The sequence below is a fragment of the Actinomadura pelletieri DSM 43383 genome (genome assembly GCF_003634705.1).
Taxonomy (GTDB): Bacteria; Actinomycetota; Actinomycetes; order Streptosporangiales; family Streptosporangiaceae; genus Spirillospora; species Spirillospora pelletieri.
Genome location: NZ_RBWU01000002.1, coordinates 123,628 through 142,894 on the forward strand (window position 1 = coordinate 123,628; position 19,267 = coordinate 142,894).

The following is a 19,267-nucleotide window of genomic DNA, read 5'->3' on the forward strand; positions in this document are numbered from 1 at the left end:
CGGAAGTACGACTCGATGGGCCGGGAGAAGACCCGCACCGGCGGCGGCGCACAGATCACCAACACCTATGACGACGCCGGTCAACTCATCAAGACCGAGACCGGCGGCGGAGCGGTCACCACCCAGGAGTACAACGCCGACGGCCAGCACACCGCCACCATCGACCCCCGCGGCAACGTCTCGGGAGCCGACCCCAACGACTACAAGACCCGCTTCACCTACGACGCCGACGGCCGCCAAACCAAGGTCACCGACCCCCTCGGCCGCGAAACCACCACCACGTACGACCCGGCCGGTCAACAAACAAAAACCACCGACCCGGCCGGAAACTCGACGACCTTCACCCACGACCCCCTAGGCAACGTCAAAACCGTCACCACATCGACCGGCGCGGTAACGACCTACATCTACGACAAGGCCGCCCAGGTCACCGAAATCAAGAACCCCCGCAACGGCGTAAGAACCCTCACCTACGACCCCGCCGGACGCCTCAAAACCGAAACAACCCCAGGTGACCGCACCACCACCTACGACTACGACGCCTCCGGCCGCCTGACCACCAAGAAGCTCCCCGCAGGCGAAATCGCCTACGAGTACGACCACCTAGGCCGCCCGACCTCGATCAACTACAGCGACAACAGCCCCGACCTGACCTACCGCTACGACCAGGCGGGCCGCCCCACCGAGATCACGCAGACCACCGCCGCCGGGCCGAAAACCGCCGCGATCACCTACGACCAGGCCGGACACGTCACCAAACTCACCCGCGGAGACCAGCAGTTCGTCTACGACTGGGACGACAACGGCAGGCTCGTCGAACGCAACCTCCCCGGCAACCGCTCCCAGTCCTACACCTACGACGACGACAGCCGCATCGCCTCCACCACCTTGACCGGTGCCACCGCCCTCACCATCGACTACACCTACGACCAAGCGGGCGCACTCAAGAAGACCACCCGCCAGGACGGCCCCACCACCACCCATACCTACAACCGCGCAGGCCAGCTCACTGACCTGGTCCACGCCAACGGCACCACCCCACTGGTCGAACACGAGCTCTCCTGGAACCCCCAGGGCTCACCCGCGACTGTCACCACCACCCGCGGCACCACCAGCACCAAGGCGATCTACACCTACGACACCGACGGCCGCATCACCAAGTTCTGCCAGTCCGACGGCGCTGAATGCACCGACACCTCGCCCTACACGGCCTACGAATACGACCCCAACGGCAACCGCACAAAACACACCGTCCATGACGCCCCGACTGCTGGCGGTCGCACAAACGTCACCCACACCGCCTACGACAGCGACGACCGCCCCATCCAAGACTCCGCGACACCAGGCGGACCGGCCACCGTTGCCTACGTCTATGACGACAACGGCAACCTACGCGAGAAGACCACGCCGGCGGGGACCAAGACGTTCCAATACGGCCTGGACGCCAACCTGCAACGCGTCGGCCTCGAAGACGGCCGCGACGTCACCTACACCTACGACGAGAACGGCAACCGCACCGGCCGCGCCATCAACGGAACCCACGACGCCGGCTGGCAATGGGACAGCGTCGGAGACCTCCCCGTCCGCATCGCCGAAATCAACGCCACAGGCACCACCACCCACCAGTGGTGGGCCGACCCCCTCAGCTCCCTGGGAACCGCGCTAACAGACGCCCCCGCCAACGCACCCCCCACATGGCTACTCGCCGACTTCCAAGGCACCATCACCGACACCGCGACCACCATCGACGACACCCTCACCCTCACCGGATCCGCCCAGTTTGACCCCTTCGGAGGTGTGACCAGGAGCGAGGGGTCATACAAAGACAATCCACTGAGGTTCCATGGCCAGTACTTCGATAACGCAATTGGCCTCTACGACATCCGAGCCCGGGACTACAACCCCGACGCCGGAACCTTCACGGCAACCGACCCCGTCAAGCCCAAGCCCGGCACTCCATTCACGACCACCTACCACTACGGCTACAACAACCCGGCCGCCTACACCGACCCCGCCGGCGAATGGGGCTTCCTCGCCAAAGCCGCAATCGGAGCCGTCGTCGGCGGCGGAATCGGCTACGTCAGCCATGGCATCTCCACCGGCAACTGGTGGAGCAAAAGCGCCGCCTGGGCCGCAGGAAGCGGAGCGCTCGCGGGCGCCTTCGGAAGCTTCGGTGGCGCAATTGGCGCAGGCATCGGCGGCGGACTAGGAGCCGCCGCCTACGGCTACGGCACCAGCGGCGGCAACTATAGCTTGGGCCAAGGTCTCGCAGACTTCGGTTTCGGCGCTGCCATTGGCATTGCGGGAAGCGCTGCTGTGGCGGCTGCCGCAGCCGCGGCACGACGCGCACTCCAAGCTCGAATCGTCAAAGACTGGAGCCGAAAGGGCCTCGAAAAGGCATGGGGCCCCATTAGAAAATCACTCACCAAGTGCCCGTGGTATCGAAACAGGAAATTGAAGGTCGCGCCTACCAGTTGTCTGCGGGGCAGTAGTTTTGTCGCCGGGACCATGGTGACGCTGGCCGACGGAAAACGGAAGTCAATTGAACGGGTAACGCGAGGGGAATATGTCCTATCGTCAGATCTTCGCACTGGGAAAAGCAGAGGAAGCATTGTACGCGAAACAATCGTAAGTCGAGGCCAAAAGAATCTGGTGCTCATTTCTCTTGGCAAGCAAAAAAGACCGGATTGGGGGTTGCAAGCGGGGCTCTGTTCCTCAAGGGGGCTGGCAATTCGAGCATCGTAGCGACGGATGAGCATCCATTTTGGTTGCCAGAAGCAGAACGATGGGCAGACGCCGCAGACCTCAAAGCGGGACAGTGGCTGCAAACGCATACTGGAACCAACGTACAAATCCGTGATATTTCGAAGTGGACTGAGTACGCTACAGTATACAATCTCGACGTCGGGGTCGACGACACCTTCTACGTGGGTTCTGGCCCCATCTCTGCACTCGTTCACAACTGTGATGGGGAGGTTGACTGGGTCAACGAGAACGCTACGATGGACTCGGCAGCCAGAGCTTACGATGATGGTGCTTTAGGTGCCGTGAGGGGAAAGGCTCCGGCACTCCACTATTATGGGGTTAACCGCAACAGTCTTTCGATCGTCAAATTCGACGGCGTAGACCTCAAAAACAGAGTCATGATCGACAGAAAGCTCAATGTTAAAGGTTACCCTAAAACCTATCGCCAAGCACAGAATCAATCGCTCGCACTTGAGCAAAATGGAATGACGGGGCGATGGGAGGTGCCGAATGAGCGGGCGGCTAAAGATGCGCGTCGCATACTCGGAAGGCTGAACATTACTAACATCAGGGTAAGGATCGTGCCACAAAGATGAACGGTTTCGAAATCGCGGTACAGGCTCTTTCGAATTTGATCATTTCCATCAATCTAACCGACGACGAGGAAATGGATCCGGATGTGGCTACCAGCCTACTAGAGCCGGTATCCGCCATACTTGACGGTATGGATAAAGAGGGGATGACCAAGTTTGCTGATCTAGTTGTCCGTTACGCAGAGACGGAACCGAATGATATTCGCAAACAAGCCCTTCTGGATTTGCCAGAAATCTTGGGCTTCCTCGATTGATGAATAAATCAAGAATCCCCGTGGCGGCGTGCAGACCCTGACCTACGACCCCGCCGGACGCCATGGGCTTCAGGCCGTGGCTGTCGTGGACGTTGGCGGCCGAGACGCCGACGACCAGGGGCAGTCCGTTCGCGTCCGACAGGACGTGCATCTTGGAACCCCGGCCTACCCCGGTCCACGGGGCTCGGACCGGTGTGTTCGTCCCCTTTTTCGCCCGCACGTGCGCCGAGTCGAGCACGACCCGCGAGACGTCGACCAGGCCGGCATCATCCAGTCGATGCAGCACCGCCTCGTGCAACCGGCCCCACACCCCGACCCGCGACCAGATGACAAACCGGCGGTGCGCGGTCGATTTCGAGATCTGAAAGCACGGCGGCAACGCCCGCCAGGCACAACCGCTGACCAGCACATAAACGATCGCCGCGAACACCGTCTCATCAGGAGAGTCTGGCGTACCACCGCCCTGCGGGCGCACCCTCGACGGCGGAATCAACGGTTCGGCGATCTTCCATAATCCGTCCGGCACGATCCAACTCCACGTTCCCTGACCCATACCGAGCCCAACGACCAACCACCACATAGGACACGGTCTAAGTGGATGTAGATTGGAATGAGTACGAACCATACATACCGGTGCATGAGGGGTTGCTGACGGAATTGTCTCGCTGTCACGCTCGCGAAGAATTTAGCAACTTGATGCAGCGGAAAAGCGATCGTGTTCGGCAACTTAAGAGGCTGTTAGCGGCAAACAGAATTAAGTTGAAGCAAGACCTACACTCCGTGCAACTTTTGAATGATATTTTTCGGCTAAACGTCGAGAAGGATGCGATAAACCTGAAGCGGATCGCGTCAATTTGGTGTGGAGTGATTAACGACATCGCTCCATTCTTGGGCGACCTGATGATCTCTATGTGTTTCGGCGTGCCAACATGGCGGTTCAATGTGTCGAGCAAGAGGGATGTCTCCTATCAGCGGCACGTGATTTCAGGATTCCCTAAAGCTGATCCGCGGTATTATGTTGACATAGACCTGGTAGTTGCAACGTATGGTCATCAAATTATTGAGGGGCAGACGTAGACAGCGAGTTTTTTGTCGCCGTCCTGGAATCGGCCAGAGAAATGACCTGACGAGGAGAGTGTCGGAGTTCGAGAGCGGCACGTTTGTCGAGTGGCAGGAGGAGGCCGCGGCATGACTGGGGTGCATGAGGAGCCCGTTGAGCACCGACGGTTCCTCCAATATCTCCTGGACCTAGAAACGGTGCCGAGGCGGACGAGGCCGATCGGGTGGCCGTCGTGCTCCGCGACCGTGACAGCACGGTGGCAGACAGTGCGGTGGGCCGTCATCTCGACCGCCGGGCCGCTCAACTGCTGACGACCGGGCATTCGCTGCGTGGGCACAGGCGATGAGCCAGGTGGTCGCCGATCGCGACTTCCTCACCCGCCGGCTACGTGAGTGGAGCTTGCTCAAAGCGATCGTCCTGGACGGACCGTGGGCCGCTGAGGATGTCACCGGCGCCACCAATTGTTCGAGCGCATGACCGCGACCACGCAGATCGTGACCGCAATCGATGCACTCCGGCTTCTCGCGGTAAGGAAAATCCGGAGCAGCAGAGGGTATGATTGTGGAGGGAAGGAACCGAGGCATCGTTGTTAAATGGATGGAATGCTGATGTCTTCCCGTGTCGAAAGAGGTTGCGTGTATGGCTGGCGAGATCAACTGATAGTAGTTCCGATTCTTGAGTCGGAAAGAGGGCATTGGAGTGACATCGCGCCGATAGTCTTGGCGAGTCCTTCATCAGTATCCTTGAGTGAGGCTGTTCGTTCAGCTTTGAGTCAATCGGGCAGGGGGCGCGCACCGAAGGATACGGAGTGGCCTGTCCTCGCATCGGTGGGAGTTGATTCGGAGAACAGATTCTACAAAGATGCCCACCCCTGCTGTATTTTTGTCACTAAACAGTCACGAAAATGCATGGCATCTGTCTGGAATAAAGCTCCGGACGGGCGGGGATACGAGCCGTCTAAGCAGGATGCCATTGAGATAGCCCTGGATGTCCAAAAAGGGGAGCCGGGGGCATCTCTGCTAGTACTTATGGGACTGTAGTCTATCGGTCATTTTGACGAATTATTAGTGTTCGCTGCGTTCGGCTCCCGGCAAGTTGGAAAGCCGTTTGATGGTAGGTCACCTGCGCTGAAGTAGTTGCATAAGAGTCAGCATATTGTATCATAATGTTGAGGACTCAGGGCGCTTGGCGCGCCTATCAAGGCGTACGGGGCCGCCATTCCACAACCGATGGAGTGAATGTGGACAGCGATAGGCCAAAGGCAGACTTCCCGTCCGCAGCCCCGGGGTGTCCCTATGGGTTCCGTCAAGTGGTGACGGGGGTTTGTGGTTGGTAGAGGGTGCCGTCGCGGAGCATGGCGAACAGGACGTCGCAGCGTCGTCTGGCGAGGCAGATCAGGGCGGCGTTGTGGCGTTTGCCCTGTTCTCTCTTCTTGCGGTAGTACGCCCTGCTGGCGGGGTCGGCGAGGGAGGCGAACGCGGCCAGGAACATGGCGCGTTTGAGGTTCTTGTTGCCGCCTTTGGGTGGCCGTTCGCCCTTGATCGAGGTGCCGGACTGCTTGGTGACCGGGGCGAGACCGGCGTAGGCGGCCAGATGGCCCGGGGTGGGGAAGGCCGAGCCGTCCCCGACTTCGAGGAGTACCCGGGAGGCGGTCCTGGCCCCGAAGCCCGGCATCGAGGTCAGGACCTTGGCAAGAGGGTGCGCATCAAGCATCCTTTCGACCTCTGCTGCGATCTGCTTGCGTTGATCGAGGACGTTGCGCAGCGAGACGGCCAGACGGGGCAGCACCGCCTCGGCCGCCGCTGTGCCTGGGACGGTCACCGTCTGCGCGTCCAGGGCGTTCATGATGTCGGTGACGAGCCGCTCGCCCATGCGCGGTGCGAGCTTGCGGGTGAGGTTCAGCAGGCGGCGACGTCCGGCATCGCGCAGACCTTGCGGCCCGCCGAACTTGGTGAGGATCTCCAGGACGGCGGGGTGGTCGAGCTTGGTGCCCAGGACGCGTTCCAGCGCGGGGTGGACCTGGGTGAGCAGGCCGCGGATCCGGTTGCGGACCCGGGTGGCCTCGCCGGCCAGGTCGTCGTCGAACCCGACCAGCACCTCCAACTCGGCCAGGGCTTCGTCGCCGGTGTCGACCCGGCGCAGCGTATGCGGCAGCGTCCGGGCCGCGTCGGCGATCACGTAGGCGTCCCGGGCGTCTGTCTTGGCGGTGCCGGGGTGCAGGTCGGCGAGCCGCCGCATGGGGAGCCCAGGCAGGTAGGCCACCTGGCAGCCCTCGGCCCGGGCGACCGCGACGGGCAGCGCGCCGATCGAGGCGGGCTGGTCGACCACCATCAACACACGGCCGTGCTCGGCGAGCTTGGCGAACAACGCCTTCAGCTTCGCCTCGTCATTGGGCAGCGCCCTGTCGTGCAGCCGATTGCCGGACGGATTCAGCGCACGCGTGGTGCCCGCTCTTGCCGACGTCCAACCCAAGGAACACCGCGTACTCGCTGCTCAAGACACTCCCGTCCGACCACCCCTGTATGCCTGGCCGAAATGGGGCTTCCTCGCCAAAGCCGCAATGGGAGCCGTCGTCGGCGGCGCAGCCGGCTACATCGGCCACGGCATATCCACCGGTAGTTGGTGGAGCCGCGACGCCGCCGCAGCCGCAGGAACAGGTGCTCTCGCTGGCGCCTTCGGAAGCTTCGGTGGAATCTTCGGAGCCGCAGCCGCGGGCGGAGCAGGCACAGCCCTCTACGGCTGGGCCACCAGCGGCGACAACTACAGCTGGAAACAAGGTGCGATAGATTTCGGCATCAGCGCAATTACTGGCGGCATAGGCGGCGCTGCCGCGCGTCTGGCCGGCAGAGTCGCCGCAAACGCGGCAGCCCAACAAGCCCTCCGGATCATTCAGAACTGGAGCAAGAAAAGCCTGAAGAAGGCATGGGGGCCGATCGACAAGGCGCTCATGAGATGTCCAAAAGTAACTGGCCCGATTAAGCGATCAGTTACTGTCTTGCCGCAGGGAGTTTCTAAAGCTCAATTCGCTGAGGCAAGGGGAATACTTCGCGCTGAAGCCGGCCACTATGGTGGCGATATCGCCGTACAAGGCAGCAGGGCCAAATACACGGGACCGAACTCCGATATAGAAATCGCAATTCGCGTTAGCGCGGCCAGATTCAACCAGGCTATCCGCGAGAGGTTCGGCACGCCGAATCCAAGAAGCGCCAAAGAAGATACAATGTTGCATGCAATGAGAGTCGGAAGAATCCAAGCTGGTGAAGCCGGCCTTCGGCGAGTGAGAAAACAATTGGAGCGCGTGTTCGGACTTGAGGCAGACTTGTCCGTGGTACGAATTGGCGGTCAGTTCGACCAAAGACCCTAGATGCAGATGAAGAGATGATATATGTATTGTAAGGCGTTCGTCAGTGAAGAGTGCTACCATGTCGTCCGGGAACACCTGTCCGGTATCCTGTCTGCCGACTTCGCGTCCGCGACAGCCGCCATCGACAGTGTAGAAGTTGAAATACGCCGTAATCCGGATCATGTTTCCAGTAAACGGCCAACTGACAAGTTCCTATACTGGCCGATTATTGTGGAGATAGAGGACGATTCATCCGTTGCGACGAGTGCGATGATGGGGATTGCGTCTCGGGTTATCATTGGCCTTTGGAAAGTCGATATCCCTGTGGTAGTCGCCTGCGACTTCGAGCAGTTGCTGCCGTGGAAGGGGGGCATCGAAAGAGTCGGCAATTCAGGTTAACAGGAAGAGTTATGGCCCAAAACTGCCACGCTCACGATCGAATGAGAAGTGAGAAGTACATCGATCAGTGCGGTGAGGCGGTTAAGACCGTGTCCTATGTGGTGAGGCGGTCCAGTCGTTTGTAGCAGCACAGGGCTGCTGCGAGGCCGAGGAATGCCCGGTGGTTGCGGGGGTTGCGTTCGTAGCGGTGGTTGAGTCTGCGGTAGCCGGTGAGCCAGGACAGGGTTCGTTCGATGACCCATCGTCGGCGGCCTGAACGTTGGCTGGATTCGATGCCTTTGCGGGCGATGCGGACGCCGATGCGTTGGCCGCGTAACCATTGGCGCAGGTCGGGTTGGTCGTAGGCCTTGTCGGCGTGCAGGCGACTTCGCCAAGATCCTCTGCGGGTGAGCATTCAGTGCGGGTGCGTTGGGGTGCAATGAATGCGCGGGCCGCGTGATCGCGGCGCGGGGAGGGGAAGTTCAATGGGCTTTGGGTGGGTGGCGTCCAAAAGCGATAGTGGCCCCTACCGCAGGCTTGCGGCGGTAGTTTTGTGCCGTCGAACGTGCCCTGTCTAGCAGCGTGAATACGCATGAAGCTGGTACGGGGTCGGGTCGGTGGGTGTCCCAATCGGGTGTATCCGATCCAGCCACGCTGGGGCGAGGAATACTCTGGCGTGTCGGCCTGGGGCGCGTCTCGTAGGTCCGTCTTAGCGCGTCGGCCCTGCGAAACGCGCAGTCTGGGGCGTCAGCTTTTGGTGGGGGTGGGGGACGTGGGGGCGAGGCTTTTGCATTGTTGGGTTGCCTTGGCGACTGTGGGGTCGTTTGTGTTGAGTGCCAAGGGTTCGGTTAGGGGTGGGAGTTTTTTGATGCCGTGCTGCATTAGGCACTTGCCGTAGGCTGAGTCGGCGTAGGTGAACTTGCGTTCTTTGGCCAGGCGTGGGCCTTCCACCGTTGACGGTGACGGTGCTGGTGGTCCGGGGAGTTCCTTGACCTCTCGGGTGGGCGGTTTGGAATCGCCGCCTAGGGTCGTCATTAGGAAGGCTGCGGCGGCTATGCCGGTTATGCCTAGGAGGAAGGGGAGCACTTTTCGGGGGGTGAGCTGAAGCTTTTCGCTGCGCTGCTCTTTCATCCCTTGCCTTTCGTGTGCAACGGCACAGGAAAGATCACTGGGCCTCGGAGGTTCCCTGTCCGCGTCCCTGACCTGCGGTGTCAAGCATCGTCCTCGACGTTGGAGCATGCAAGCTTGTGGTTCGGATGCGTTGCACAAAATCGGACATGGCGTGCGCTGACGGGTTCCTGGTTTGTGTTGGGTTCGTTGTTTTTCTCGAAGGTCCGTATGCTTCGCGGGGTGTTGGATCCTCGGAGTACTCGGCCGGATGCTGTGGGGGCGGACGGGTGGCCTGTTGTTCAGCGGTCGGTTCCCGAGCGTGGGCGGCCTGTCGGGGCGGTGTGGCGGACCTTGCAGGCGGTCGGCTCCATCGTTGGGGTGCAGGTGCTGGCGGTAGGTGTTTGTCTGCTGGTGGTCAGTAGCTATCGGAGGGCGGCTGCCGGGTGGGTGCTGCCGTTGGTCGGGGTTCTTGATGTTCTCGTTTCGGTGCAGATCGCGTGGCTGGCCGTCCGGGACATTCGGCTCGCCGGGAAGGGGACGGTCGGCGCGCGTGTTGTTTTGGCGTTTGTGGTGGTCGGCATGCCTGTGGGGGCGGGGGTGGGCGGGCTTGCCGTTCAGAGGTACATGAACCGTCCGGTGGACGGTGCGTTCGACTCTGCGGTGATGGACCGGGATCTCAGGTTCACGGCGACCGAGTTCCGGTGTGGCGGGAAGGTTAAGCGGGTTGTTGTGCGGGGGACGTTGTGCCGGGTCTCGTTAGCCGTTGCCAACACGGGGCCGGTGGGGGTGCGGTTCGAGGCCGGGGTGCAGCGGCTGCGGGAGAAAGAGGCCGAGTATCGCGGCACGCTTCTGGTCGTGGGACGGCAGAGGCGGCCGGTTTGGGAGGTCAAGCCGGGTGCGGAGGTACGGGGTGTTTTGGTGTTCGACGTGCCGCGTGGGGTGGTGCCTCGCTCGCTTGAGTTGAGGGCGGTGGCGGACAGTCGGGGAGTGCGGCTGCCCGTGCCGTGACGTCAGTTCTCGTCGCGGCCCTCTTCGCTGTCGATCACGCCGTCGACGTAGCCGCGGGCGTACTCCCAGCTCACGTAGTCGACGGGGTCGGGGGACATGGCCGGCTCGTGGACGCGGGGAAGGCCCTGGTCGAGCAGGTGGCGCAGGTTCCCGTGGAGCAGGTCCCAGTCGATGTAGTGCAGCTTGCCGCAGTCGCCGCAGTCGACGGTGAGGCCGCGCACGCCGAGGGGCTCCAGCAGGGCGCGGAAGACCTCCAGGTCGGCGAGGTCGGCCAGCACGTCTTCCCGCTCCGTCACGCTGAGCGGAGCGGCGTCGTCGCCCGGGTCCCCGAGCGCCGCGGCCGGGTCCTCCGGGTCTCCGGCGAACGGGTCGAGCGGAGCGTCGTCGTGCACATACCCACGCTACTGCGCCACGCGTGGAGAGGTGCACCCCCAGGCTGTTCCGTGTCGAATTGGTTACGGAATGTAGGGGAATGTTGGGGGTTGTCGTGCTTGTTGCGGGATGTCATCAAGGACACGTGCCCGCCCGCGCAACAGCCCGTCCCGGCGCGGGCGTACGCCCTACCATGGGAACAGGGTCGCCGTGACCTGGCCCGACGTCGCTACCACTACGGGAAGGTAGTCATGAACCCCGCCGAGTCCGACAAGTTCCTTCCGCAGGGGCTGACCTTCGACGACGTGCTGCTGCTGCCGGGCTATTCCGATCTCCAGCCCGGAGAGGTCGACACCACGACCCGGCTGACCCGTCGCATCAGCCTGCGGATACCCCTGTTGTCCGCGGCCATGGACACCGTGACCGAGGCCCGGACGGCGGTCGCCATGGCGCGGCAGGGCGGGATCGGGGTCCTGCACCGGAACATGTCCATCGAGGAGCAGGCCGAGCAGGCCGACCGCGTCAAGCGGTCGGAGGCGGGGATGATCACCAATCCGGTGACGTGTCTGCCGGACGCGACGCTCGCCGATGTCGAGGAGCTTTGCGCCCGTTACCGGATCTCCGGGGTGCCGGTCACGGATGTTCGGGGTGTGCTGGTTGGGATCGTGACCAATCGGGACATGCGGTTCGAGACCGACCCGTCCCGGCCGGTGCGAGAGGTCATGACGCCGATGCCGCTGGTCACGGCGCCGGTGGAGGTGACCCGGGACGAGGCGTTCCGGCTGCTCAAGGGCAACAAGGTCGAGAAGCTTCCGTTGGTGGACGCCGAAGGCCGTCTTAAGGGCCTGATCACTACCAAAGACTTCACCAAGAGCGAGCAGTATCCCGACTCGACCAAAGATGCAGACGGGCGGCTTCTCGTCGCCGCGGCCGTGGGGGTCGGGGAGGACGCGCTCCAGCGGGCCAAGGCGCTTATTGAGGCGGGCACCGATGTGATCGTGGTGGACACCGCCCATGGGCACTCCAAGGGCGTCGCCGACACGATCGCCGCGATCAAGGCGAACTCGTCCGTCGAGGTCGTCGGTGGGAACGTCGCCACGTATGCCGGGGCCGAGCTTCTGGTGGAGGCCGGTGCGGACGCGGTCAAGGTCGGTGTCGGGCCCGGCTCGATCTGTACCACCCGGATCGTCGCGGGCGTCGGGGTTCCGCAGCTCACCGCGATCGCCGAGGCGTCCCGGGCGGCCAGCAAGGCCGGTGTGCCCGTCATCGGTGACGGTGGACTTCAGTACTCCGGTGACATCGCCAAGGCCATCGTGGCGGGTGCGGACACGGTCATGCTCGGGTCGCTGCTCGCGGGTGTCGAGGAGTCGCCGGGCGAGCTGATCTTCGTCCATGGGAAGCAGTACAAGTCGTACCGGGGCATGGGCTCGCTCGGCGCCATGCGCAACCGGGAACGCGGCGCCTCCTTCTCCAAGGACCGTTACGCGCAGGCCGACGTCAGCGCCGAGGAGAAGCTGATCCCCGAGGGCGTCGAGGGGCAGGTTCCCTACCGTGGGCCGCTGGCCAACGTCGCGCATCAGCTCGTCGGTGGGCTGCACCAGTCGATGTGGTACGCGGGCACCCGGACGGTTCCGGAACTCCAGGAACGCGGGCGTCTCATGCGGATCAGCGCCGCGGGCCTGCGGGAGAGCCACCCCCACGACATCCAGATGACCGTGGAAGCCCCCAACTACCAGGGACGCTGATCTCGACCGTCCTACCCCCTGACGTAAGCTCTTGCCGGGCTTGTTCCCGCGGTCGGCGGGAACACCCGGCAGGACGATGACCGGCACGGCGCCGGGGCGAGGAAGAAGGGGCGCAGTGGCTGCTGAGGTGGAGATCGGTCGGGGCAAGAGCGGCCGCCGGGCGTACGCCTTCGATGACATCGGCATCGTGCCGTCCCGCCGGACGCGTGATCCCGAGGAGGTCAGCGTCGCCTGGCAGATCGACGCCTACCGGTTCGAGATGCCGCTGGTCGTCGCGCCGATGGACAGCGTGGTCAGCCCCGCCACCGCCATCGCGGTCGGACGCCTGGGCGGCCTCGCCGTGCTCGATCTCGAAGGGCTGTGGACCCGCTACGAGAACCCCGAGCCGCTGCTCGCCGAGATCGCGTCGCTGGACGATGTGCGCGCCACCCAGCGCCTCCAGGAGATCTACACCGAGCCGATCAAGGAGGAGCTGATCGGTCGCCGGATCCAGGAGATCCGCGAGGCCGGGGTCACCGTCGCGGCGCGGTTGTCGCCGCAGCGCACCGCCCAGTTCCACAAGGCCGTCATCGACGCGGGCGTCGATCTGTTCGTGATCCGCGGCACGACCGTGTCCGCCGAGCACGTGTCGGGACGCGCCGAACCGCTGAACCTGAAGCAGTTCATCTACGACCTGGACGTCCCCGTCATCGTCGGCGGCTGCTCCACGTACACCGCCGCGCTGCACCTGATGCGCACCGGCGCGGCCGGGGTGCTCGTCGGGTTCGGCGGCGGGTCCGGGCACACCACGCGGACCGTCCTCGGCGTCGCCGTCCCCATGGCCACCGCGGTCGCGGACGTCGCCGCGGCCCGCCGCGACTACATGGACGAGTCCGGCGGCCGCTACGTGCACGTCATCGCCGACGGCGGCATGGTCAACAGCGGTGACATCGCCAAGGCGTTCGCGTGCGGCTCCGACGCCGTCATGGTCGGGTCGCCGTTCGCCCGGTCCACCGAGGCGCCCGGACGCGGCTACCACTGGGGCAGCGAGGCGCACCACGGCGACGTCCCGCGCGGCACCCGGCTGGACCTTGGGACGATCGGGACGATGGAGCAGATCCTGCACGGCCCGTCCCATGTCGCGGACGGTTCGATGAACCTCATCGGGGCCCTGCGGCGCGCGATGGCGACGTCCGGATACACGGAGCTGAAGGAGTTCCAGCGGGTCCAGGTCGTGGTCGCCCCCCGCCGGTTCGCCGACTGAGATCACCCTGAGACCGAACCCACGCGGAATCGGCGCTTCCCGGTGTGGCCCCGTCCCTACTCTGGGGTAGGTAACCGCTCGGAACCGAACTGCTATGGGGGGAATCGCGATGACGGGATCACCTGTGACGGGCCTGGGCAGCTCCCGGCTGGGCCCGGCCGAACGGGCCGCGGCGCTGGATCGCATGGCGCGCGAGGAGTTCGACGTGGTCGTCGTCGGCGGCGGCATCGTCGGCGCGGGCGCGGCGCTGGACGCGGCCACCCGGGGTCTGTCCGTCGCGGTCGTCGAGGCGCGTGACTTCGCGTCCGGGACGTCCTCCCGCTCGTCGAAACTGATCCACGGCGGACTGCGGTACCTGGAGCAGTACAACTTCGATCTCGTTCGGGAGGCCCTCACCGAACGCGGCCTCCTCCTCCAGCAGATCGCCCCGCACCTGGTGCGTCCCGTCCCGTTCCTGCTGCCCACCACCCACCGCGTGTGGGAACGCGCCTACTTCGGCGCCGGAGTGGCCCTGTACGACGCGCTGGCGTTTCAGATGGGCAGCACCCGGGGCGTCCCGCACCACCGGCATCTGACGCGGCGTGGCGCCCTGCGCGTGGCCCCGTCCCTCCGCAAGGACTCCTTCGTCGGCGCCATCCAGCTTTGGGACGCCCAGGTGGACGACGCCCGCTTCGTCATGATGGTGCTCCGTACCGCCGCCGAGTACGGCGCGCAGATCGCGTCCCGCACCCAGTGCCTCGGGTTCCTCCGTGAGGGGGAACGCGTCACCGGGCTGCGCATCCGCGACCTTGAGGGCAACACGACCAGCGAGGTCCGCGCCAAGCAGGTCGTGAACGCCACCGGCGTGTGGACGGACGACATCCAGGAACTGGTCGGCGGGCGCGGGCAGATCCACGTCAAGGCGTCGAAGGGGATCCACCTCGTCGTCCCGAAGGACCGCATCCACTCCGCGGCGGGCATCCTCCTGCGCACCGAGAAGTCGGTCCTGTTCGTGATCCCCTGGGGACGTCACTGGATCATCGGCACCACCGACACCGCCTGGGACCTCGACAAGGCCCACCCCGCCGCGTCCAAGGCCGACATCGACTACATCCTCGACCACGTCAACGCGTTCCTGTCCACCCCGCTCACCCACGACGACGTCGAAGGCGTCTACGCGGGCCTGCGGCCCCTCCTCACCGGCGAGACCGAGGAGACGTCGAAACTCTCCCGCGAACACGTGGTCGCCCACCCCGTCCCCGGCCTGGTTCTCGTCGCGGGCGGCAAGTACACCACCTACCGCGTCATGGCCAAGGACGCCATCGACGCCGTCGCCCACGGTCTCGACGGAAAGATCCCCGAGTCCTGCACCGACCGGATCCCGCTCGTCGGCGGCGACGGCTTCCAGGCCATGTGGAATGCCCGCCACCGGCTCGCGTCCCGCTCCGGCCTGCACGTCGCCCGCATCGAACACCTCCTGCGCCGCCACGGCACGCTTGTCGACGACCTCCTCGGACTGATCGCCGAGAAGCCCGACCTCGGCAAACCCCTCGGCAACGCCGAGGACTACCTCCGCGCCGAGATCGTCTACGCGGCCACCCACGAGGGCGCCCGCCACCTCAACGACGTCCTCGCCCGCCGCACCCGCATCTCCATCGAAACCTGGGACCGCGGCGTCGGCGTCGCCCAGGAGGCCGCCGACCTCCTCGCCCCCGTGCTCGGCTGGTCGAAGAAGCAACGCGACCGCGAAATCGAGTACTACCGCAAGCGCGTGGAAGCCGAACGCGCCTCCCAGATCCAGGAAGACGATCAGGAAGCCAACGCCCACCGCCGAGGTGCCCCCGACATCGTCCCCACCGCCTGACCGAACAGAAAGCCCCTGGCGCCCCCTTCGGGCCCAGGGGCTTTGAACATCAAAGATTCTTGAGGGTGTGGGTGAGGTGGCGGAAGTTCTGGTGGCTGAGGAGGATGTTGCCGCCGTTCGGGTCTTTGCTGTCACGGAGCGCAACGATGTTCGGAACGCTGGCAACCTCAACGCAGTTGTCGCCCTTGTCGCTGCTCCGGGAAGCCTTGCGCCAGGTGGCGGTGCTCAGGTTCATTTCGTCTTTCCCGGTCCCAGGGGTGTTTTTCTAGAGGTTTTTGAGGGTGTTGGTGAGGTGGCGGAAGTCTTCGTGGCTCAGGAGAATTTTGCCGCCATTCGGGTACTTGCTGTCACGTAGCGCGACGATGTTTGGAACGTTCGCGACCTCTACGCAGTTGTCTCCGTCAGCGCTGCTGCGTGAGGACTTGCGCCACTTGACGGTGCTCAGGTCCATCTCTCGTCTATCACCCTTCTGATCAGCGCTCTCGTGTCTGTTATGTTGAGCGCTCCCGCCTGGAGTGTAACGAAGCTTTCGACTGTTAGCTCCACTTCGTGCGGCTTGGTCGAGGTTTCTCCGCCGTAGGCTTTCTGCGTGTACACCACCTGGCGCTGGTCGGGCAACGTCGCTATGGCGAACGACGTTCTGACGACTCGGCAGTACGCGAACGGGGCAATCTGAATATTGATCCGTTCACGGGTCGACAGTTCGATGAGGTACTTGAACTGGTCGCGCATGGTCTCCGGACTGTCTACTTCGCGGTAGAGGACGCTCTCGTCCATTACCACGGAGATGACGGGTGGAGGGTTCCTCTTGAGGATTTCCTGCCTCCGCATTCTGCTCTGGAAATCCTCTTCCTGGGGGAGTAGGAACCTCGCGTACGCCTCCGTCTGGAAGAGCCCGTAGACCGAGTACGCCTCGTATCCGCGTAGGAGTACGCTCGACACTTCCACCTTTGGGAAGTTCACAAAGTATGTCGGATACTTGGTGGATTTGATCTTTTCTACTAGCTCGTCCCAGGATTCGACTAGCTCTCCGTTCGCGTTGAGTGCCTTGTCCACTCGCGTGGTGAAGTCCCTGCGGCACTTGGTGCGTCCTCGCTCTACGTGGCTGATGTAGGAGCGCTGGACGCTGACCAGCCGGGCGAGTTGGGCCTGGTTGAGTCCGGCCGCTTCTCGCCTGCGCTTGAACTCGTTAGCGAATCCGAGCAGCTCGGGGTCCACCGGCATCCTGTTTTCGCTGGTAGATGTCATGTCGATCTTCCTTTCGTGGTGATTGGGCGTTGAATAATTGTTAGTCAGATGCGGCTGCTTCGCGCTTCTACCATTAAGGTTACGCCTTTCCGTGCGTTGATGTGGGCAGTCAAAGAATCGACTGCAAAGGTCGTACCGATGCCCGCAATCGCCCAGGTTCCCGAGGTGTCCACGCTGGTCCTCAGTCCCACCGTTAATGCGCCGAAGTACGCCAGGGACTTCCTCGCCAAGTGCTTCTGTGATCTAGGGATCGCAGACGACTATGTGGGGCGTACCGTCATCAGTGAATTGGTTACCAATACCTACGAACACGTCGGAACCGGACAGATCGTTATCCGGATCTTCGAGGACGAGCAGGACGGTTCCGTGGTCCTGGAGGTCTGGGATCAGGGAGCGGAAATGCCCGTCGTTCAGGAGGTCGAAGGTTCCGCCGAGTCGGGGCGCGGCCTCTTCGCAATGTCGCTTCTGGTGCGCGACTGGGGCGTCCGACCGATCAGTGAGGGAGGGAAGATCGTATGGGCCAAACTCGACCGCTGAGCGTTCGAGTGGAACGGCGCACGCTGCTACTGCGCACGCACCTCGGACGTTCGACGGCCGTCCGTTATCTGGACACGCTCAGCGCCGCGCTCAAGCCGTTGGGATACCGGTCCGTCCGTCTCTACCGTCCCGAGGAGTTTCCGGCCTCGGTCGTCTTGCCGCTGCTCTGGGAACCTCTGCTCTGGGTGTACGTCTCCGGCCCGCACAGCCACGTGGGGACCGTCGTGAACGCCCGTGCCGTGGCGAACCAGATGTGGGCGTACCACGAGGCCCGGCGCGGCAGGCACGGCTACCTCTCCCCCTGCGGGGATGTGAAGGCGGCGGTCGAGGAGATCGACAAGCTCCTCAAACACCGCATGTTTCCAGGCAACGCCTGGTGAGATCCGTCGAGGCCGGTGCCTACCGCCGACTATTGATGCTGCACCGTCAGTTGGCGGGTCGGAGTCTCGGTCGCGAGCTTCTCGCACACCGCGAGCAGGTGTTGGTGGCGGCGCAACCGCATGTATGCCTGTGGGGGTTGGAATGATCCCAGCTCGTTGCGCAGGTCCTCGATGGACAGGCCGGGGTACTCGCTCACGCGCAGGAGCGGGATGGCGAACCCCCGGTCCAGCCCCTTGAGGTACTCCAGCACCCTGGCTCCGTTCCCGGCTTGGGCCTGCTCGGCGATGGCGGCGATCCGGTCCGGACCGTCCACCACCGGCGGGCCCAGGTCGATCACCGCCGTCAGCCGAGCCACCGGCGTGGTCAGGTACACGAACCAGCGGGTCGGTCGCCCCTCCATGTAGCGGCGGCGGAACTCGTGTTTCTTCAATCCCTGCCACATCAGCTTGTAGTGCTGCTCGTGCAGTGCCATCAGCACCGGCTCGGGCTCTGTCACCGGACGCCCACCCTCCCGTTCCGCGGTTCAACGATCAGCGTTGACGGTCGGTCGGCCGGGCGTTGAGCGGCTTGCCGGTATTTGACCTGGGGATCGGCTACTTCGGGTGGCCTTGCATGAGGTTCTTGCCGGTCTGGTAGAGGTCGGCGGGGACTCGGGCCGGGTCGAGGAGGTGTTGGAAGGCTAAGCCGAAGTCGAGGGCCAGGGTGAGGGTGGCGCGTTCGTGGGGGGCGATGGCGTCGTCGGGGTCGAGTTGGCTGGCCAGGCGGGCGCGGCGTTCGGCGTACCAGTCGGCGATGCGCCAACCGGCGGCGTAGTCGCGCATGCCGTAGAGCCAGAACTCGACGAGGAGCAGGGCGAGTTGGCGGGCGCGTTCGTCGGGTTCGTGGCGGGACGAGGAGCGGCCCGTGGGGTCGCCGTCCTCTTCGGCGGCGCGGAGTTCGTCGCAGACGTCGGTGCGGGAGGGGTCGCTGGTGAAACGCTCCATCAAGGCCAGGAGAAGGTCGGTCTTTCCGGCGAAGTTGGAGTAGACGGCGCCCTTGGTGAGGCCCGCGGCGGCGGCGATGTCGTCGAGTGAGGCTCCGTGGATGCCGCGTTCGGCCCAGAGGCGTTCGGCGGCGGTGAGCAGGGCGGTGCGGGTCTGCTCGCGGCGGTCGGACGGTCGTGCGGGTGTCGTGGCACCCTCGGGATGGCCGCCGTGGGTGTCCCTCATGCGTTCTCCCCTCCGTGTGCGGACACGCGCGTTCGAGGACCGCGCGCTGAGAATCTCCTCTTCTTCGAAATACACCGGTTGAGCATGGTCAGTCCGTGAGTTGCGGAAGTCCGCCTGGCTTGGAACGCTCCGTTTGGACGGGCGAGGCCAGGGAGTGGGAGAAGCTCGGCAAATCGCCCAGGCGGCTCGTTTCCAGTGG

Annotated in this window: 17 protein-coding genes and 2 pseudogenes; 10 read left to right on the top strand and 9 right to left on the bottom strand. The window is 63.9% G+C overall.

Annotated elements, in window-relative coordinates:
* Positions 1 to 15: 15 nt before the first annotated feature.
* The 3 genes from BZB76_RS07370 to BZB76_RS35750 are packed head-to-tail and all read left to right on the top strand — an operon-like array spanning position 16 to position 3,592.
* Entirely contained in the window at positions 16 to 2,745 is a 2,730-nt protein-coding gene (locus BZB76_RS07370) for an RHS repeat-associated core domain-containing protein (RefSeq protein WP_121433576.1), read from the top strand.
* A 23-nt stretch (positions 2,746 to 2,768) separates the two neighbouring features.
* Entirely contained in the window at positions 2,769 to 3,341 is a 573-nt protein-coding gene (locus BZB76_RS07375; RefSeq protein WP_246006806.1) for a hypothetical protein, read from the top strand.
* Complete coding sequence (locus tag BZB76_RS35750) at positions 3,338 to 3,592, top strand: hypothetical protein (RefSeq protein WP_117398452.1); 255 nt, start codon at positions 3,338 to 3,340, stop codon at positions 3,590 to 3,592. The genes BZB76_RS07375 and BZB76_RS35750 overlap by 4 nt, the downstream gene beginning before the upstream one ends.
* A gap of 73 nt (positions 3,593 to 3,665) precedes the next feature.
* Here BZB76_RS35750 and BZB76_RS36640 read toward each other — a convergent pair.
* Positions 3,666 to 4,217 (bottom strand): annotated as a pseudogene (locus BZB76_RS36640) (IS5 family transposase); the annotation flags it as partial.
* A 1,740-nt stretch (positions 4,218 to 5,957) separates the two neighbouring features.
* Positions 5,958 to 7,149: pseudogene (locus BZB76_RS07385) on the bottom strand (IS110 family RNA-guided transposase).
* 63 nt (positions 7,150 to 7,212) lie between these two features.
* Here BZB76_RS07385 and BZB76_RS34165 point away from each other — a divergent pair.
* A complete protein-coding gene (locus tag BZB76_RS34165) occupies positions 7,213 to 8,016 on the top strand; it encodes a hypothetical protein (protein WP_147449361.1) in 804 nt (267 codons plus the stop codon).
* A gap of 472 nt (positions 8,017 to 8,488) precedes the next feature.
* Here the strand turns inward: BZB76_RS34165 and BZB76_RS35755 are convergent, their stop codons facing one another.
* A complete protein-coding gene (locus BZB76_RS35755; protein ID WP_211342888.1) occupies positions 8,489 to 8,788 on the bottom strand; it encodes a transposase in 300 nt (99 codons plus the stop codon).
* A 1,106-nt stretch (positions 8,789 to 9,894) separates the two neighbouring features.
* On the opposite strand from BZB76_RS35755, the gene BZB76_RS07395 reads away from it, so the two are divergent.
* On the top strand, positions 9,895 to 10,491 hold the full coding sequence (locus BZB76_RS07395) for a DUF4352 domain-containing protein (protein ID WP_147449362.1): 597 nt from the start codon (positions 9,895 to 9,897) through the stop codon (positions 10,489 to 10,491).
* 2 nt (positions 10,492 to 10,493) lie between these two features.
* Here BZB76_RS07395 and BZB76_RS07400 read toward each other — a convergent pair whose 3' ends face one another.
* Positions 10,494 to 10,883 (bottom strand): DUF5319 domain-containing protein, encoded by a 390-nt coding sequence (locus BZB76_RS07400; RefSeq protein WP_117398460.1) that lies wholly within the window; start codon positions 10,881 to 10,883, stop codon positions 10,494 to 10,496.
* A gap of 231 nt (positions 10,884 to 11,114) precedes the next feature.
* Between BZB76_RS07400 and guaB the strand changes: the two genes are divergently transcribed.
* The 3 genes from guaB (at position 11,115) to glpD (ending at position 15,694) form a co-directional block, all read left to right on the top strand.
* The gene (gene guaB / locus BZB76_RS07405) at positions 11,115 to 12,608 is read left to right on the top strand and encodes an IMP dehydrogenase (protein ID WP_121433579.1); all 1,494 of its coding nucleotides are present in this window, start codon (positions 11,115 to 11,117) and stop codon (positions 12,606 to 12,608) included.
* 127 nt (positions 12,609 to 12,735) lie between these two features.
* The gene (locus tag BZB76_RS07410; protein WP_121433580.1) at positions 12,736 to 13,851 is read left to right on the top strand and encodes a GuaB3 family IMP dehydrogenase-related protein; all 1,116 of its coding nucleotides are present in this window, start codon (positions 12,736 to 12,738) and stop codon (positions 13,849 to 13,851) included.
* A gap of 109 nt (positions 13,852 to 13,960) precedes the next feature.
* Positions 13,961 to 15,694 (top strand): glycerol-3-phosphate dehydrogenase, encoded by a 1,734-nt coding sequence (gene glpD, locus BZB76_RS07415; RefSeq protein ID WP_121434538.1) that lies wholly within the window; start codon positions 13,961 to 13,963, stop codon positions 15,692 to 15,694.
* 49 nt (positions 15,695 to 15,743) lie between these two features.
* On the opposite strand, the gene BZB76_RS07420 is transcribed toward glpD, so the two are convergent.
* Genes BZB76_RS07420 through BZB76_RS07430 form a run of 3 tightly spaced genes read right to left on the bottom strand, consistent with a single transcriptional unit; the run spans position 15,744 to position 16,942 of the window.
* On the bottom strand, positions 15,744 to 15,929 hold the full coding sequence (locus tag BZB76_RS07420) for a DUF397 domain-containing protein (protein ID WP_121433581.1): 186 nt from the start codon (positions 15,927 to 15,929) through the stop codon (positions 15,744 to 15,746).
* Between the two features lie 30 nt (positions 15,930 to 15,959).
* Positions 15,960 to 16,145 carry a DUF397 domain-containing protein gene (locus BZB76_RS07425; protein ID WP_121433582.1) on the bottom strand — a complete coding sequence of 62 codons (186 nt, stop codon included), beginning with the start codon at positions 16,143 to 16,145 and terminating at the stop codon, positions 15,960 to 15,962.
* Entirely contained in the window at positions 16,136 to 16,942 is an 807-nt protein-coding gene (locus BZB76_RS07430; protein ID WP_121433583.1) for a helix-turn-helix domain-containing protein, read from the bottom strand. The genes BZB76_RS07425 and BZB76_RS07430 overlap by 10 nt, the downstream gene beginning before the upstream one ends.
* A 48-nt stretch (positions 16,943 to 16,990) precedes the next feature.
* Between BZB76_RS07430 and BZB76_RS07435 the strand changes: the two genes are divergently transcribed.
* Positions 16,991 to 17,479, top strand: a complete 489-nt coding sequence (locus tag BZB76_RS07435; RefSeq protein WP_147449363.1) for an ATP-binding protein — start codon at positions 16,991 to 16,993, stop codon at positions 17,477 to 17,479.
* An 8-nt stretch (positions 17,480 to 17,487) separates the two neighbouring features.
* Positions 17,488 to 17,859 (top strand): hypothetical protein, encoded by a 372-nt coding sequence (locus BZB76_RS07440; protein ID WP_121433585.1) that lies wholly within the window; start codon positions 17,488 to 17,490, stop codon positions 17,857 to 17,859.
* Between the two features lie 29 nt (positions 17,860 to 17,888).
* Here the strand turns inward: BZB76_RS07440 and BZB76_RS07445 are convergent, their stop codons facing one another.
* On the bottom strand, positions 17,889 to 18,356 hold the full coding sequence (locus tag BZB76_RS07445) for a hypothetical protein (RefSeq protein ID WP_211342889.1): 468 nt from the start codon (positions 18,354 to 18,356) through the stop codon (positions 17,889 to 17,891).
* A 97-nt stretch (positions 18,357 to 18,453) separates the two neighbouring features.
* Positions 18,454 to 19,068 (bottom strand): TetR/AcrR family transcriptional regulator, encoded by a 615-nt coding sequence (locus BZB76_RS07450; RefSeq protein WP_121433586.1) that lies wholly within the window; start codon positions 19,066 to 19,068, stop codon positions 18,454 to 18,456.
* Positions 19,069 to 19,267 lie beyond the last annotated feature (199 nt).